Annotated in this window: 12 protein-coding genes; 2 read left to right on the top strand and 10 right to left on the bottom strand. The window is 39.6% G+C overall.

The window, feature by feature from the left end:
- Positions 1-586: 586 nt before the first annotated feature.
- The 5 genes from F3D68_RS10315 to hfq form a co-directional block, all read right to left on the bottom strand.
- Positions 587-1834, bottom strand: coding sequence for a hypothetical protein (locus F3D68_RS10315; RefSeq protein WP_151194355.1), 1248 nt, complete (start codon positions 1832-1834; stop codon positions 587-589).
- Positions 1835-2142: 308 nt separating this feature from the next.
- Positions 2143-3075: a protease modulator HflC gene (gene hflC / locus F3D68_RS10320; RefSeq protein ID WP_151194356.1), complete on the bottom strand. Its 933-nt coding sequence runs from the start codon at positions 3073-3075 to the stop codon at positions 2143-2145.
- A 2-nt stretch (positions 3076-3077) separates the two neighbouring features.
- Positions 3078-4220: an FtsH protease activity modulator HflK gene (hflK, locus tag F3D68_RS10325; protein WP_151194357.1), complete on the bottom strand. Its 1143-nt coding sequence runs from the start codon at positions 4218-4220 to the stop codon at positions 3078-3080.
- A 33-nt stretch (positions 4221-4253) separates the two neighbouring features.
- Positions 4254-5552 (bottom strand): ribosome rescue GTPase HflX, encoded by a 1299-nt coding sequence (hflX, locus tag F3D68_RS10330; protein ID WP_151194358.1) that lies wholly within the window; start codon positions 5550-5552, stop codon positions 4254-4256.
- Between the two features lie 36 nt (positions 5553-5588).
- Positions 5589-5954 carry an RNA chaperone Hfq gene (hfq, locus tag F3D68_RS10335; RefSeq protein WP_151194359.1) on the bottom strand — a complete coding sequence of 122 codons (366 nt, stop codon included), beginning with the start codon at positions 5952-5954 and terminating at the stop codon, positions 5589-5591.
- A gap of 250 nt (positions 5955-6204) precedes the next feature.
- Between hfq and lepA the strand changes: the two genes are divergently transcribed.
- The gene (gene lepA, locus F3D68_RS10340) at positions 6205-7992 is read left to right on the top strand and encodes a translation elongation factor 4 (protein WP_151194360.1); all 1788 of its coding nucleotides are present in this window, start codon (positions 6205-6207) and stop codon (positions 7990-7992) included.
- Positions 7993-8210: 218 nt separating this feature from the next.
- On the opposite strand, the gene pgi is transcribed toward lepA, so the two are convergent.
- The 5 genes from pgi to alaS all read right to left on the bottom strand — a co-directional run bounded on the left by pgi (position 8211) and on the right by alaS (position 16189).
- Positions 8211-9839, bottom strand: a complete 1629-nt coding sequence (pgi, locus tag F3D68_RS10345) for a glucose-6-phosphate isomerase (protein WP_151194361.1) — start codon at positions 9837-9839, stop codon at positions 8211-8213.
- Positions 9840-9854: 15 nt separating this feature from the next.
- Positions 9855-10577: a 6-phosphogluconolactonase gene (gene pgl, locus F3D68_RS10350; protein ID WP_151194362.1), complete on the bottom strand. Its 723-nt coding sequence runs from the start codon at positions 10575-10577 to the stop codon at positions 9855-9857.
- Positions 10578-10610: 33 nt separating this feature from the next.
- Complete coding sequence (zwf, locus tag F3D68_RS10355) at positions 10611-12122, bottom strand: glucose-6-phosphate dehydrogenase (protein WP_151194363.1); 1512 nt, start codon at positions 12120-12122, stop codon at positions 10611-10613.
- Between the two features lie 91 nt (positions 12123-12213).
- On the bottom strand, positions 12214-13557 hold the full coding sequence (locus F3D68_RS10360) for a TolC family outer membrane protein (protein ID WP_151194364.1): 1344 nt from the start codon (positions 13555-13557) through the stop codon (positions 12214-12216).
- 43 nt (positions 13558-13600) lie between these two features.
- Positions 13601-16189, bottom strand: a complete 2589-nt coding sequence (alaS, locus tag F3D68_RS10365; protein WP_151194365.1) for an alanine--tRNA ligase — start codon at positions 16187-16189, stop codon at positions 13601-13603.
- A 270-nt stretch (positions 16190-16459) separates the two neighbouring features.
- Between alaS and F3D68_RS10370 the strand changes: the two genes are divergently transcribed.
- Positions 16460-16660, top strand: coding sequence for a hypothetical protein (locus F3D68_RS10370; protein WP_151194366.1), 201 nt, complete (start codon positions 16460-16462; stop codon positions 16658-16660).
- Positions 16661-16762: the final 102 nt, after the last annotated feature.

Below are 16762 nucleotides of genomic sequence, written 5' to 3' on the forward strand. Positions count from 1 at the left end.
CACTAAAGCCTGATTTAGCAGCGCAGCCAATCTGGGTGAGTTTATCTTCTTGTCTGAGTTTCATGTATAGCTTTACCTGTTCTGTTGTGACTCGTTTTCTTGCCATACCTTAATCTTAATTATCTGCAGCTTTATTGATTAAGGAATAGCCTACATGATTCAACCGGCAATTCTAGTTGTCGTGATCGGTAAAGCTAATTGTCACCTAATACATTACGCTCAACTTTTTTCGATGGCAATAAGAAACTGCACCCAGACAAAAATGCTGCGATCGCACAATATGTTATAACCAGTCGCCACTTCATTGGTTAATCCTTAGCCGTTTTATGCTCCATATGATAAGTATAGTTTATAATTTGGGATGTAAATGCCTTTAATTTCAAATTAGTTATTTAGACCAAGCAGAAAAGTATGAATTTAGAGTAGATTACAGTTTTGCAGGCTCAAATTATTTTTTAATATACAGTACAATTAACAGTGTATTGCATTTTTGCATTATTTTTGTTCAATAATAAAAGAAGGATATTACGATGATTTTTACTACTTTGCTTTGCGATTCAGATAGTGGCTTTTTTCTATCTGAGCTTTAATTCTTTTGAAGCATTATACATCCTGAAAAAAAGTTTGACCGAGATGGAATTTCATACGCTTTATTCTTGTTTTTAAAGACATCGAACTGTCTTTTAATTGACGGGGAAATGTTACGTAAATTTTCAAATAAGCATACTCCTGCAGTTTCGTTAAATGCGCTTTCCCTATCACTAATTATTGAGATCTTTGCACTATTTAAAAACATCAACAAACTGTTATTGGGCACTATTTCAATTTCTGTTAAGCATTTAGTATATAAACTCATTAAGTCACGAACTGCCACACATAACTCGACAATATTAGCAATATGATTTGGCTTATACATCACGGTATGGTGCTGAATACTAAAAAAGTGCTCTTCAGCGGAGCTCTCCCTAAAGTTTGACGGAACCAATATCATTGGCGGATGCTTAGGCTTATAAAAACTCTCATAAGCCTTTTGTATATCAAATAATGGCAACTCATTTTCATCAACTGCCAATTTATGTAACATTGCTTGCCCAGAGACACTATCAAAAATATGATTAGCAGCACTGCTTAGGTAAAATGAATTTTTCACATTCGATTTATGCACCTTGATGTAATCTAAAATCATATCTTGCATTAAATTTTTCGAGTTATTAGCATAACCCGTGTTCATAATTTCTCTGAGTAAAAACTCTCTAATATGCCAAGTTTTTGGTGAGCACTTCATATACTCCATAAGCTCAATTGGAAAGCCTAAGTACTCACAACGCCAATCACTATTCATATTTGATGCGATATCTCTTAAAGCAGAAAAGTCACTGCTATAATCTATAGAATCCACCACCCCCAGACCAATTTTCATTTGCAAATATTTTGCCCTTTGCTTATAAGTTGGGATTATTACAGGGTCTCTAACTCCAGAACAAACACTCCAGTTCAGATTAAGCGCAGATCGATCTGAAAGACTAAAATAAGTTATATAAGACATATCACCAACAGTTCTTAGTGCTCCAGGAATAATATATCCTTCCAGCTCCATAAAAAACTGCATTGATTTTTCAACAACCATACCAAAAGGGATATTATCTGCAACAATATTGCCATCTGGATCATAAAAATAATCAGCATCACAAATCAAATCGCCATAGCGATAGCTGTACTTTGTAAACTCATATTTTTCAATGCCATCTACAGTATCTAGCAATGCTACAAACTCTGGGTTGGCTTTGTGCATTAATATACGCGCATCTGCCCAATTTAATTTCTCTACACCCATTTCTCTTTCATCCGCACCATTTTTATTCTTATCATTCTGTTTTACTTAGTCATGAATCAAGAATAAGTTAAGCTCCGACTCCACTCACCCGTGCAGCTTTATTTATCGCGACTAAATAGTTGATCGCACCCTGAGCAAAGTCGAAGGGTCGCTTTAAAAAACATGTTAAGCATTATCCATACTTTTAATGTTGCTGTATAGTTTGCAAGCTTAAAGAATGATAAAAACTCAGTTATATAGCGCAGTGATATAAGAGATTTTTATAAATAAGGATATCCGACTGCTAAAGCCGTCGGGAATAAGAGTTATTATTTTACTTGGCTCACGCTCGCTTTTGCTGCCACAGACGAATTAGGTGAGTTAGATGAATTGAAGTAATTAAAGAACTTGCCTTCTGGTTTTAAAATAAACACATCATCTTTTTTACCACTAAAGCTTGCTTGATAAGCCTGCATACTACGCCAGAAATTATAGAAGTTCTCTGACTTGCCATAAGCATCTACATAAATTTCAGCCGCTTTTGCATCCGCTTTAGCCTTGATCTCTTTGGCGTCACGATCAGCTTTCGCTAAGGTAATCGTCACTGTCGCATCAGCATCAGCACGAATAGATTCTGACATCTGCTCACCTTGCGCGCGAATCGAAGATGCTACTTTTTGACGCTCTGAACGCATTCTTTGGTAAATTGATTCAGTCACTGTTTCAGGTAGGTCAATCTGCTTAATACGCACATCAACAACATCAATACCGATCTTCTTCGCCTGATCTTGCACACTCTTTGTCAATGTTTGCATCAATTGATCGCGCTCATTGTTAATCAAACCTTGAATATCAATCTTACCAACCTCAGCACGTAATGATGCTTCCAAGAATTGTCTTAATAATAATTCAGCACGTGAATCATTGCCTGAAACACTACGATAGAATTGTGAAATATTATTAATTTTCCACTCCAGATACGCATCAATGATCACATCTTTTTGCTCATTCGTGACTACGCGTGATGAATCCACTGTTAATGTGCGTAAACGCATATCATAGGTTTTGACTTGTTCAATCAGTGGAATTTTAAAATGCAGTCCTGGCGTGTAAACCTTAACTTGACCATCACGGGTTTGATTTAACTCACCAAGCTTTAAAATCACGGCTTCATTGCCTTGATTGACACGAAACATTGAGCTGAATATCAATAATAACGCCACAATGACAACAACGATTAGTCCCATTAGTTTATTGCTCATCGCTAACCTCCTTGAACCGTTGAGGAAATTGCCAGCGGTGATAATTTATCACCATAGAATAGATTTTTAGCGCCATCGCCATCAACGATATAAAGCTTGTTGTTTTTAAAGATATTTTCCATAGTTTGATAATATAGCTGATTCTCAATAATGCTTGGATTTTGCTGATACACAGGTAACAACTGACTAAAGTTTGCGACATTACCTTGTGCTTCAAGCACCACTTTTTCCTGATAAGCACGCGCTTCATCCATAATCCGTTGCGCGCGCCCCTTCGCTACTGGTACAACCTTGTTGGCATAGCTTTGTGCCTCGTTTTGTACGCGCTCACGATCTTCACGCGCCTTAATCACATCATCAAAAGCACTTTTAACCTCAGCAGGTGCTTGCGCTGGTTGCATGATCACTTCATTGACCAAAATACCGGTTTTGTACTTATTCAAAAGTTTCTCTAATTCTTTTTGCACTTCTAAGGTAATCTGTGTTCTTGAGGTCGTTAGAATCTTCTCTAGTTTATTCTCACCAACCACTTGGCGCACCGCACTTTCAAGCGCTTGACGCAAGATAAGCTCTGGGTTATTAGTGGCAAATAAGTAATCTTCTAAATTAGCAATACGATACTGTACTGAGAATGACACATGCACAATATTCTCTTCAGAAGTTAGCATTTGTTTATCAAGCTTAATGGTGTTTAGTACTTCAACATCTTTTTTGATAACACTGACAAAACCAGGTGCATGCCAGTGCATTCCAGGTCCTTCAATACTTGAGAACTTACCAAAAGTCAAAACGGCAGCCTGTTGCGCTGGTTGCACAACATAAACACCCATACCTGCCCAAATAATGACAGCTGCAGCGACCACGCCAATTGCGATTTTCTTCACCGGTAATGGCTTTTGATCGGCACTGCGTGAGTAGATACTTTTGCGCTGATTATCATCTTTACGCGGCGGCTCATTATTGTTGTTACCATTGTTATTATGATCACCACCGTGGTTATTGCCATTGTTGCCGCTATTACCGTTATTGCTCGATGAATTATTATCTTGCTTACGTCCTTTGCCTAGAAATCGACGGATTGCCTCTTCTAAGTCAGGTGGCCCTTGATTAAATACCTTATGTCGTGACAAAAATTTTAATGCCATAGATACTACTTTCGTTTTGCTCTTTCAGTGCCCCTAATGGTGACTAAATTTTGCTATTAACTCAAGCTTATTATTTCGACATATCGCATCAAAATCATTTTTTGCAATGTGTATTGTTAATTGATATTCACCTGTATCCGTTATCTGTTCTTTTTCAACCACGCCTAGTTGATAAAATGCTGCACGAACTTTGCCTTCATTCGGCATTAACGTCAAAATACCTTTGAGCCATTCTTGGTTAAAATGCTTAGCAATCGCTTCATACAAATATTCAACGCCATTACCAGTTTGCGCCGAGAGATAGACATCCGCAGGACGATCTTCATGGTAAACAATATGAGGTGCTAAGTTATCTAAACGATCAATTTTGTTATATACGTTAAGAATCGGCTTATCATCCGCCTCAATCTGCTGTAGCACCAATTTAACTTGCTCGATATACGCGCGATGATGCTCATCGGCATAATCAATCACATGCACCAACAGATCTGCTTCAATCGCTTCTTCAAGTGTGGCACAAAATGCCTCAACCAAATCGTGTGGTAAGTTACGAATAAAACCCACGGTATCAGATAATACTACCTCACCTAATTTAGGCACATCGATTTTGCGCAGGGTTGGGTCTAACGTCGCAAACAATTGATCTTTAGCTAAAACGCTTGCGCCACTTAGTTGATTAAACAAGGTTGATTTACCAGCATTAGTATAACCAACAAAAGCAATTGTTGGCACGTCATTTTTCTGACGTGACGCGCGACTTAAGCCACGTTGTTTTTTGACTTTTTCAAGGCGCTTTTCAATCTGGGCAATACGTTGGCGCAACAAACGTCGATCTAGCTCAAGTTGAGTCTCACCAGGTCCACCGCGCACCCCAATACCACCCTTTTGCCGCTCTAAATGCGTCCAACCGCGCACCAAGCGCGTGGCTGCATAATTTAATTGTGCTAATTCAACCTGAAGCTTACCTTCATGCGTTTGCGCCCGTTGTGAAAATATCTCTAAGATCAAACGCGTGCGATCAATGACTTTGCAATTTAATGCTTTTTCAATATTGCGCTCTTGCGAAGGCGTAATACTGTGATTAAAAACCACCAGATCAATTTCGTGTTCTTCAATCATCGCTTTAATCTCTTCAAGCTTGCCTTTGCCACAAAAATATTTAGGATCAGGCTGCGAGCGACGTGCTGTAATAGTCTGTACAATCTGCCAATTAGCAGCATGCACAAGTCCATTGAGCTCAGAAAGCTCAGCGTTTAATTCAGGTTTAGATGAAAAATCGATATCGATGAGTAGGCAGTTTTCGCCTACCTCATGTTCTTGAAAGATCTCCAAAGAAAGATCCTCTTAATTTTAAGTTATAGATAAATATTATTGTTGCGCAGATTGTTGATTGTAGTGATCATCTGCATTGTTTATATCATCATATGACTCTTCAAATGATGTTTCATCCATAGATTCAAAATCATCTTCTTGATCTGAGTTATGATTTTGTTGGCTGTGGTTTGGATTGTAATTGCTATAAACCAAACGCACTGCTTTGGCAGGAACTACTGTTGAGATCGCATGTTTATAAACCATTTGGTTAACGCTGTTGCGCAATACAATAGAAAACTGATCAAACGCTTCGATAACGCCTTGCAACTTAATGCCATTTACCAAGTAAATTGATACAGAAATTTTCTCTTTTCTTAACGCATTTAAAAACGGATCTTGCAAAGATGCGATTCTAGACATAGTAATATCCTCTTTATTGTTCTTTAATAGTTATAATAATTTTAGTTAAGGTTATTTACCTCGCAGCTTAAGCTGCTGGCAGGCATTCTATCACTATCCTTGACCATAACAAAGGACAATAGCGGGATTTTTATGCGCAAACTAAAGTTTTTGATCAAGCTAAAGCGATTCCTCACGCAACTGGTGATTCCTTTTATATCATTTTTTCGGCATAATGCTCGGCATAATAAAATATCTACTACACAAGCATATGCAACACATCCGAAACTTTTCTATTATTGCGCATATTGATCATGGCAAATCAACGCTTTCTGATCGCTTTATTCAGGTCTGTCAGGGGTTAACTGATCGCGAGATGAAAGAGCAGGTTCTTGATTCAATGGATATTGAGCGCGAGCGTGGCATTACCATCAAAGCACAAAGTGTCACCTTAAACTACACTGCCAAAGATGGACAAACCTATCAGCTGAATTTTATTGACACGCCAGGACATGTTGACTTTTCATACGAGGTATCACGCTCACTGGCGGCTTGTGAAGGTGCGTTATTAGTTGTCGATGCAGCTCAAGGTGTTGAAGCACAAACGGTTGCCAATTGCTATACCGCGATTGAACAAAACTTAGAAGTCATTCCCGTACTTAATAAAATTGACCTGCCATCCGCCGAGCCTGAACGTGTGTGTGCTGAGATTGAAGATATTATTGGCATTGAAGCGGTAGGTGCTACAACTTGTAGTGCCAAAACTGGCTTAGGTGTTGAAGATGTTCTTGAAACGATTATCGCCAAAATCCCTGCCCCTGTTGGTGACTTAACGGCACCGTTGCAAGCATTGATTATCGACTCATGGTTTGATCCTTACCTTGGGGTTGTATCACTTGTGCGTATTCGCAATGGTCAGTTACAAGTAGGCGACAAGATCAAAGTGATGTCGACAGGGCAAAGCTACCAAGTGGATCAACTAGGCGTTTTCACACCAAAAATGCATAAGCAGCAAGCATTAAAAGCCGGTGAAGTTGGTTTTATTGTTGCGGGTATTAAAGATATTCATGGCGCCCCTGTAGGGGACACTTTGACACTGACTAAAAATCCAACGGATAAACCCGTTCCTGGATTTAAACGCGTGCAACCGCAAGTCTATGCCGGCATGTTTCCAATTAGTGCTGATGATTTTGAAGCATTTCGTGAAGCATTGGAGAAATTAAGCTTAAATGACGCTTCTCTTTTCTTTGAACCGGAAGTCTCACAAGCGCTTGGCTTTGGTTTTCGTTGCGGATTTTTGGGACTTCTGCACATGGAGATTATTCAAGAGCGCTTGGAGCGTGAATACGATCTTGATCTAATCACCTCAGCGCCAACGGTTATCTATAAAGTAAACCTTAAAAACGGTGACGAGATCGAAGTTGATAATCCATCAAAACTACCAGAGCCTTCCGCTATCGCTGAAGTGCGTGAACCAATTGTTCGCGCGTCTATTTTAGTGCCTCAGGATTATGTCGGCGCGATTATCACGCTTTGCGTTGAAAAGCGTGGCACCCAAGTCGATATGAATTATTTAGGTCGCCAAGTATCTATTGTTTATGACATCCCGATGATCGAGGTTGTTTCTGATTTCTTTGATCGTTTAAAATCTGTTAGTCGCGGTTATGCCTCGCTTGATTATGAACTACAACGTTATGAAGCTGCCAACATGGTGCTCTTAGATATTCTTATTAATGGTGAAAAAGTTGATGCCCTTGCTAGCATCGTTCACAAAGATCAATCCGTTTACAAAGGACGCGAGCTCGTTGAGCGCTTAAAAGAGCTTATCCCAAGACAGATGTTTGAAGTTGCTATTCAAGCGGCGATTGGTGGCGCTATCATCGCTCGAAGTACCGTTAAAGCGATGCGTAAAAACGTTCTTGCTAAATGTTATGGCGGGGATGTATCACGTAAGCGCAAGCTTCTTGAAAAACAAAAAGCCGGCAAAAAGCGCATGAAACAAGTTGGTAACGTTGAAGTTCCACAAGAAGCATTTTTATCGGTACTTAAAAAGAATTAACGACTGGAGTTAATAAACCAATTACTGCGATCACGATGACCCATTCGTTGATAATCGCTTCGCCATTGGACTTTCACATACAAATATTGATATTCAATGGACCCACAAGGGAGGTCATATGGGTTATTTATCAAGGTGCAAGGGCTGTCGCCCTTTTGAATTTTGGCTTGATAAAAAGCTTATTTCACTAATACAAAACAACAAAGAGTAAATGCAGACTAAGAAATATATTTAAGCAAACCCTTCGTTGAACTATCATAATTTACGTTGTCAAAGCCCCCTTTTTCTAAACTCGTTAGAATAGGCTTACCTAAGGCTTTACCTAGCTCCACTCCCCATTGATCAAAGCTATTGATACCCCACAGAATACCTTGAACAAATATTTTATGCTCATATAAAGCAATCAACTCACCTAATGCATGCGGGGTTAGTTTATCGATGACTATCGTGTTACTTGGCTTATTGCCTGCAATGACTTTTTGTGGCGCTAACGTGTTGATTTCACTTTCTGCTAAGCCTTGTGCTTTAAGCTCATCAACGACTTCATTTAATGACTTACCTTGCATCAAAGCTTGCGATTGTGCCAAGCAATTAGCCAATAGCGCTTGATGATGATCTTTCAAGGAATGGTGAGGCTTTTTAATTGCAATAAAATCAGCAGGAACGATGACATTACCTTGATGTAGTAACTGATGAAACGCATGCTGCCCATTAGTGCCTACTCCACCCCAGAGTACAACGCCTGTTTGCTCAGGGCTTAAGCTGCCATCTTTTTTGCATGATTTGCCATTGCTCTCCATATCTGCTTGCTGCAAATAATCCACCAAATGACGCAAACGCTCATCATATGCCAAAATTGCTTGCGATTGTGTGTGATAAAAATCACTATATAAAGTTGCGATCAAAGCAACAATAATCGGCATACTCTTTGTCAATGGTGCACTTTTGAAGTGATTATCCATCGCAAACGCGCCTTTTAATAAATCTTCAAAATTCGCAAAGCCAATCGCAAATACAATTGCCATGCCAATTGAGGACCATAGCGAGTAGCGCCCACCGACCCAATCCCACATTTGGAAACAGTTATCAAGATCAATGCCAAAAGCCTCTACTTTATCAAGTGCACTGGATACTGCGACGAAATGCTTAGCCACGGCAACTTGATCTTGTTGGTAGAATTCAAGCAACCACTTGCGTGCAGTCATTGCATTCATCAAGGTTTCTTGTGTGGTAAATGATTTAGATGCCACAATAAACAATGTGGTCTCAGGGTTAAGCTTAGTGGTAATACTCAAAATAGATTCAGCATCAACATTTGAAACAAAATGCACCTGTGTTTTGTTTAAATGGTAAGGCGCTAATGCTTCAACCACCATTCTAGGACCTAAATCAGAGCCACCAATACCAATATTAACCACATCGGTGATCTCTTTGCCTGAATGCCCACGCCATTGCCCTGTATGGACTTTTTCAACCAACGCTTTGACATGCAAACGCTCGTTGATAATTTCAGGTTTAACATCAATGCCATCGACCATAATCGCTTGATCAGAGAAATCACGCAATGCCGTATGCAATACAGCACGATGCTCGCTAGTATTAATCTTCTCTCCAGCGAACATTTTATCGCGATATTTCTCAATTTTTGCATCACGAGCCAACTCAAAAAGTGTTGCTAAGATATCATCCGTTAACTTATTTTTTGAATAATCCAATAATAAACTACCAACCTGAAAATGATATTTATTAAATCGATCCTCATCTTCTTTAAATAAACTCTTGATATCCAAGCTTGAATAATCCGTTTTCAGTAAATGCTGTAACTGCTGTCTTATATGTTGATTCATTTTAATTCCTTGTTATTATCCCTCATCCAATTCACTGGAAGCGGTCTGATCGATATGCCAAACTAAGCGTCCAGTTTCAAGTTCCACTGCTTTAGCTGGATAATCTATCGTCACGCTCTCGCGATCAAACACCTTAGCTAACATAGCGGCTTTGTTTTCACCTGTCACTAAAAAGTCAATCATTTTGGCATTGTTAAGTACTTTAAGTGTCAAGGTAATCCGTGTTTGCTTTGTGCTTGGATGTACGGCGATCTCAACCCACTTATCTGATGATAATGGCACGCCATTAACAAATAAAGATGCGGTATGCCCATCATCACCCATCCCCAACCATACCCAATCAAACTGTGGCACACCATCGGTTTGTGGCACATGTTTTTTTAACTCTCTGACATAGTTAAGGGCGGCTTGCTCAGGTGAAATATCGCCTTGCATCGGATGCAGGTTCTCCCTTGGCATATCAACACTTGCAAACAATAACCTATCCGCCTCACCGAAATTGCTTTCTTTATCCGCAAAATCAACACAACGCTCATCACACCACCAAAAATGCAGTTTCTGCCAATTGATTGCCGTGGATTGCCCTCGTTGATTAATTAGCTCAAAGATACTCTTAGGTGTTGTGCCACCTGATAATGCAATATGCACACAATCTTGTGTTGAATGTGACAATGTGACTAGCTTGTCAAACATCGCATAAGCGATATCTTGTTGCTGTTGATAGATAATATATGACATTGATTTCCTTAAATTATTTTATCTATGATGCGATTACTTTTTCTGCTTAAATACAGATGATGGATTGCGCCAAGTATGTCCAAGCTCAGCAAGCATTTTATCGGCTTCAATAGGACCAAATGAGCCACTTGGGTAAAAGCTTAATAAGCTTTTACCATGCTTTTGCACGTACTGAATAATCGGGTCAATGATATTCCAGCAGGCTTCGACTGCATCATTTCGAGCAAATAAAGTATTATCCCCCTGCAAAGCATCAAGGATCAAGCGTTCATAGGCAGTTGGCATCGATTTCTGCGCGAAGTCAGAATAGTAAAAACCCATATCGACTTCATGCGTTTTAAAACCACTACCTGGTTCTTTGGCAGCAAAGCTTAATTTAATGCCCTCATCCGGCTGAATACGAATAACCAATTGATTTTTAAACTTGGTAATCTTCTGCACTTGTGAGAAGAAAGGATGAGGTGTCGCCTTAAAGTTAATCACCACCTCAGAAACACGTTGATTCAAGCGCTTCCCAGTGCGCACATAAAACGGCACATCATGCCAACGCCAATTATCAATAAAAAAGCGAATCGCGGCATAAGTTTCTGTTGTTGAGTTTACAGCAACGCCCTCTTCATCGCGATAGCCGCCTTTACAAACACCTTGCACACAGCCTTCTTGATATTGCCCTGTGACGACATTCTCTTTAATATCTTCAGCTGACTTAAAGCGACGAATCGATTGAAATACCTTTAAGGTTTCATTACGGATTGAATAGGCATCCATCTTTGCCGGTGGCTCCATAGCGACAATTCCTAAGAGCTGCAACAGGTGATTCTGAATCATATCACGAATCGCACCATTTTGATCATAATAGCCGGCACGCGAGCCAAGACCAATTGCTTCATTGGCATAGATCTGAACATTTTCAATATGTGAAGCATTCCATAGTGGTTCAAAAATCGCATTAGCAAAGCGAAATACCAACAGATTTTGAATGGTTTCTTTTCCTAGATAATGATCAATGCGAAATAACTGTGACTCTTGATAATGCTGCAATAAATGTGCATTCAATGCTTGGGCACTTTGCTCATCTGTGCCAAAGGGCTTCTCAATAATAATGCGCTTATAACCATCGCTTTCGTCATTAAGTCCAAGTTTGGCAATATGCTGCGGAATCTCATAGTACAAGCTGGGTGGAGTTGATAAATAAAACAAGAAATTATGCTCAAGCTTATGTGTTTTACACAGTAAATTTAAGCGCTTTTGCAAACAGACATAACCCTCATCTTTATAGACATCTATCTGCTGATAAAATACTTGGCTTAAGAACTTATCGATCGCTTTTTTTTCTGTTGGACACTCCTCCAGTAATGCTTCTTGCATTTTTTGACGAAAACGCTCGTCATCAAACTCACTACGCGACACACCTAATACAATATTGCTTTTACTTAAGTCTTTCTGCTGATAAAGACTAAATATTGCCGGCATTAATTTGCGTGCGGTTAAATCCCCAGAGGCACCAAAAATGACGATAACTCCGTTTGCTAGCTTCTTTTGCATCAAGCTTCTCTAGTTAGTGATCAAACGCCGTTATTTATATCATTTTTTACTGATAAGTTCACCTGCTAATTGCTTTGAAGCTGAGAATAAATTAAGACTTAAGCCATGAATTAAAGATCTGAACATCGCGCTCTGATAACGTCCCTGCATCAAGCTTAAGTTGCAGGACATCGGTCACATATTTGTATTTAGACGCTGCTAACAATGACATGCTTTCATATAATTTTTGCAACTGATCTAACACTTCAGTAATGGTTGAACTACCCACCTTATAACGTGCTTGATATTGTTTATACGCTGCATCACCTGCGATAACGGATTGTTTATAGGCTTCAATCTGCTTGACATCAGAGACAACATTATAGAAATCGACTTCGATATTCTGCGTAATCGTGCGTTGCTGACCGAGCGTGGTAAATTCCGCTGCCTGATAATTAAACGCTGCCTGCTTTCTTGAGGCATAATCACTACCACCATTTAGAATATTCCAGCTAAAGGTTACGCCAACATAGCCATTACTATAATTGCCTAAAGGTAAAGTTGCCGCATTTGTTGCAAAGCTACTACCTGAATTATCATTCACACTATAATTCGCCATTAAACTGACATTCGGCAGGAAATTACCTGTTGATGCAGACCAGGTTTTTGCTGCTGCATTTTGGGTATAAAGCTGCGCTTTGAGATTTGGATTACTGGCATGTGCACGCTTAACCCACTCACCAATACTATCTGGTGATGGATTGGTGAAATTCACATTATCCTTTAGATCAGCCAATGATTTGTTATCGACACCCGTGTATTGATACAAAGCATAATAAGCCGATGCAACATTATTCTCTGCTACTTTCAAATCCGCTAATGCACTATAATAGTTTGATTCAGCCACTTTAACATCGACACTGGTGGACATCCCAACCTTAAGCTTGAGTTTTGACTGATCCAATGTACTTTGTACTGCTTTGAGTTTTGCCCTTAAAAAGACAACCTGCTCTTTAGCATTGAGCACATTAAAGTATGCCGTTGCCACATCTAAAATAAACTGCTGCTTTTGCGCATTATAAGTCTCTTCAGCACTTAAAGCACTTTGTTTTGACGCTTGATAAGTTTGATAGTTTCCATAATTAAAAAGCGTTTGCGTGAGACTAATACCCGCTGTGTAGTTGCGATAGCTACCACTTTCTGGTGTTGTCTGAATCTGATTAAGTGTGGCTCCAGCGTTTAAAGCAATATTTGGCAGCAAGGCGCCTAAGGCAATTGGCTCAGCCATTTTGCTTGATTGCATCGTATAAAAATCCGCTTTATATTGCGGAGAGTTATCAAGTGCTTGTTGGTAAATTTGCACCAAATTTTCAACTGGCGTATCCGTAGTTGCCATAGCAACTCCTGCACTTATTGCAAGTGATAGCCCCAGAAGTGTTTTTATTTTAAAGGTCATACCTTTTCTTCCTAATTTTAATGTTCAATAAAGCACCTTGCTATTATAGTCGCTCTTTTACCCATTCGTGCACCGAAGTCATCGCTTTTGATAAGTTTTGTGGATCATTACCACCCGCTTGCGCCATATCAGGACGCCCACCACCTTTACCGCCAACCTGACTGGCAATGAAATTGATTAACTCACCAGCTTTAATCTTATCAGTGATTGCTTTACTCACACCTACGGCAATTTGTGCTTTACCTTCATTTTCAGTAGAAAGTGCAACAATCACTTTGGTTTTTTGTGCTTTGTATTGATCAATTTTGTCGCGTAGCACGCCCATATCAACATTTGGCAATAGCGCTGAGATCAGTGTAACATCATCAATTTGCGCTTCGTCAATGGCAACAGTATCACCTGATGAAATTTGCTGTTTTAAACCTTTAATCACCTTATCTTGTGCTTTGATTTGCTGCTGCAATTTCAATAATTTATCCAAGACATTATCATCACTAGACTTTAATAGCTCATGAATCGTTGTTAACGTCTCTTCTTTTTCCTCTATATAGTTTTCAGCATAAAGGCCTGTGACTGCTTCAATACGACGCACGCCAGAAGCAATACCGCTTTCAGAGGTTATTTTAAATAAACCAATATCACCCGTTTGAGCGACATGCGTACCTCCACAAAGCTCAATCGAGAAATCTCCAACGCGCAAGACACGCACGATATCGCCATATTTCTCACCAAAAAGTGCCATCGCACCCATGTCTTTAGCCACTTCAGGCGAGGTTTCTATCGTTTCTACAACAAGATTTTGACGAATAATCGCATTAACCAAACGCTCTACTTCTTTTATCTGCTTTGTCGTGACTGCTGATGGGTTTGAGAAATCAAAACGCAATTTATTACATTCAACCAATGAGCCTTTTTGCTCAACATGACAACCAACGATTTCGCGTAATGCTGCATGCAATAAATGTGTTGCTGTGTGATGCGCTGCCGTTGTTGCACGTTTATTAGAGATTTGTGCGGTCACTTCATCATCAACAGCAAAGCTTCCCTTCGTTACCTTACCAATGTGTAAAAAAGCAGATCCTGATTTTTGCACATCTTCGACAGTGAACTCACTACCTAATGCCTCAATAACACCTTTATCAGCAACCTGTCCACCAGACTCCGCATAAAAAGGTGTTTGATTCAAGATAATAACACCCTCTTGCCCTATCATAAGTTTATCTGTTTTTTTACCTTCACTAAAAAGTGCTAACACGTGCGCATCGGACACCGGCACTGAGTAGCCAACAAAAGTTGTCTGTAAATCTGTCTTAATCATTTGATTGTAGTCAACACCAAACTTACTGGCTGACTTTGCCCGCGCTTTTTGTGCTTCCATAGCACTTGTGAAGCCTGCTTCATCAACCGTTAAATTGCGCTCTCTGGCAATATCCGCTGTTAAATCCAATGGGAAACCATAGGTATCATAAAGCTTAAACGCCGTCTGCCCTGAGATTATACTACTATCAAGTGTGGCAATTTCCTCTTCAAGGATTTTCATGCCATGACTTAGCGTTTTTTCAAATTGCTCTTCTTCTTTTTTTAAGACATCTTCAATCAACGCTTGTTTTTCTTTCAAAGCGGGATAGGCTTCAGCCATTACTGCAACCAATGTCACCACTAATCGATAGAAGAAAACTTCCGTTGCACCTAGCTTATAACCATGGCGCACGGCTCTACGAATAATACGACGCAATACATAACCTTGCCCCTCATTTGAAGGCAGAACACCGTCGATAACTAAGAAACTGCATGCGCGAATATGATCTGCTAAAACTTTAAGTGATGGATTATTAATATCCTCTGTTACCACAATCTTTGCTGCAGCCTCAATAAGTTTCTGGAATATATCAATCTCATAATTGCTATGCACATGCTGCAATACTGCTGCAATGCGCTCAAGCCCCATCCCCGTATCAACCGACGGGTTAGGTAATTTCTCTAAAGTACCATCGATCAAGCGATTGTATTGCATAAACACCAGATTCCAGATCTCGATATAGCGATCTCCATCTTCCTCAGGCGTCCCAGGAGGACCACCGGCAACTTCTTCTCCATGATCATAAAAGATCTCAGTGCATGGCCCACAAGGACCTGTGTCACCCATTGCCCAGAAATTATCTTTGGCACCTATGCGTGACAAACGCTTAGGATCAACACCTACTTCATTGATCCAGATATCTTCAGCTTCTTTGTCTTCTTCAAAAACGGTTACCCAAAGCTTCTCCTTGGGAAGCTTCAATACTTTCGTGAGATACTCCCAAGCATAGAAAATAGCATCACGCTTAAAATAATCACCAAAGCTAAAGTTACCTAACATTTCAAAAAAAGTATGATGGCGCGCCGTATAGCCGACATTCTCTAAATCGTTATGTTTACCACCTGCACGCACACATTTTTGTGAGCTGACAGCACGCGTATACGATCTTTTATCCGCACCCAAAAAAACATCTTTAAACTGCACCATACCAGCATTTGTGAATAACAAGGTTTCATCATCCACTGGCACCAGCGATGAGCTTGCTACCTCGTGGTGTCCTTTGGATTTAAAAAAGTCAATAAAAGACCGTCTAATTTCATTAGTTGTAATCATGCTTGCTCTACTGGTGTCAATTTAAAATTCAAAATCGATGCCTAGTTTACTATAGAATCGCAGCTTGGCAAAAGTAGTTAGCGCAAAATTTCTGTCATTGACTATACTTTTGTGTGCACGACAAAATAACTTTACAGGAGTTTACCATGAGCCAAAAATCTCATTTCTGGGTGTTTTTAATTTTCTTTATATCATGCATTGCATCACAATTTGCCTCATGCAGCCATTTCCGTTTCACCGCTTAGACTGGAGTTTGGTGATGGCAATAATATGAGTAAGCCACAAAATATTCTTATCAAAAACATTGGAACTAAAGTGGCATTTGTCAAACTCAAAATTTTAAGCATTCATAATTTAAACACCAAAGATCGTCAAGAAATCCAATTAGAAAATAAAAGTAGCAATGGCGTCTTTTTCTTACCAGATAAATTAATTTTAAAAGGGCGCATTCGCAATTTGTGGGTATTTTAGGAAGCCATTGCTAACCCGCCTGCATAAGCCATTCTTTCAATATCTTCCCATCGCCCAGCCTTGTAAAAAGACCGTATGAATAACATATCATTAGCGCTGTCC

The organism is Cysteiniphilum sp. JM-1 (assembly GCF_008711525.1).
Classification (GTDB): domain Bacteria; phylum Pseudomonadota; class Gammaproteobacteria; order Francisellales; family Francisellaceae; genus Caedibacter.

What these genes read in the sequence shown, in the direction of transcription:
- pgi (WP_151194361.1), bottom strand. Translation starts at nt 9,839, where the DNA reads ATGAATCAACATATAAGACAGCAGTTACAGCATTTACTGAAAACGGAT.
- hfq (WP_151194359.1), bottom strand. Translation starts at nt 5,954, where the DNA reads ATGTCTAGAATCGCATCTTTGCAAGATCCGTTTTTAAATGCGTTAAGA.
- zwf (WP_151194363.1), bottom strand. Translation starts at nt 12,122, where the DNA reads ATGCAAAAGAAGCTAGCAAACGGAGTTATCGTCATTTTTGGTGCCTCT.
- F3D68_RS10370 (WP_151194366.1), top strand. Translation starts at nt 16,460, where the DNA reads ATGAGTAAGCCACAAAATATTCTTATCAAAAACATTGGAACTAAAGTG.
- alaS (WP_151194365.1), bottom strand. Translation starts at nt 16,189, where the DNA reads ATGATTACAACTAATGAAATTAGACGGTCTTTTATTGACTTTTTTAAA.
- F3D68_RS10315 (WP_151194355.1), bottom strand. Translation starts at nt 1,834, where the DNA reads ATGGGTGTAGAGAAATTAAATTGGGCAGATGCGCGTATATTAATGCAC.
- pgl (WP_151194362.1), bottom strand. Translation starts at nt 10,577, where the DNA reads ATGTCATATATTATCTATCAACAGCAACAAGATATCGCTTATGCGATG.
- F3D68_RS10360 (WP_151194364.1), bottom strand. Translation starts at nt 13,557, where the DNA reads ATGACCTTTAAAATAAAAACACTTCTGGGGCTATCACTTGCAATAAGT.
- hflC (WP_151194356.1), bottom strand. Translation starts at nt 3,075, where the DNA reads ATGAGCAATAAACTAATGGGACTAATCGTTGTTGTCATTGTGGCGTTA.
- hflK (WP_151194357.1), bottom strand. Translation starts at nt 4,220, where the DNA reads ATGGCATTAAAATTTTTGTCACGACATAAGGTATTTAATCAAGGGCCA.
- lepA (WP_151194360.1), top strand. Translation starts at nt 6,205, where the DNA reads ATGCAACACATCCGAAACTTTTCTATTATTGCGCATATTGATCATGGC.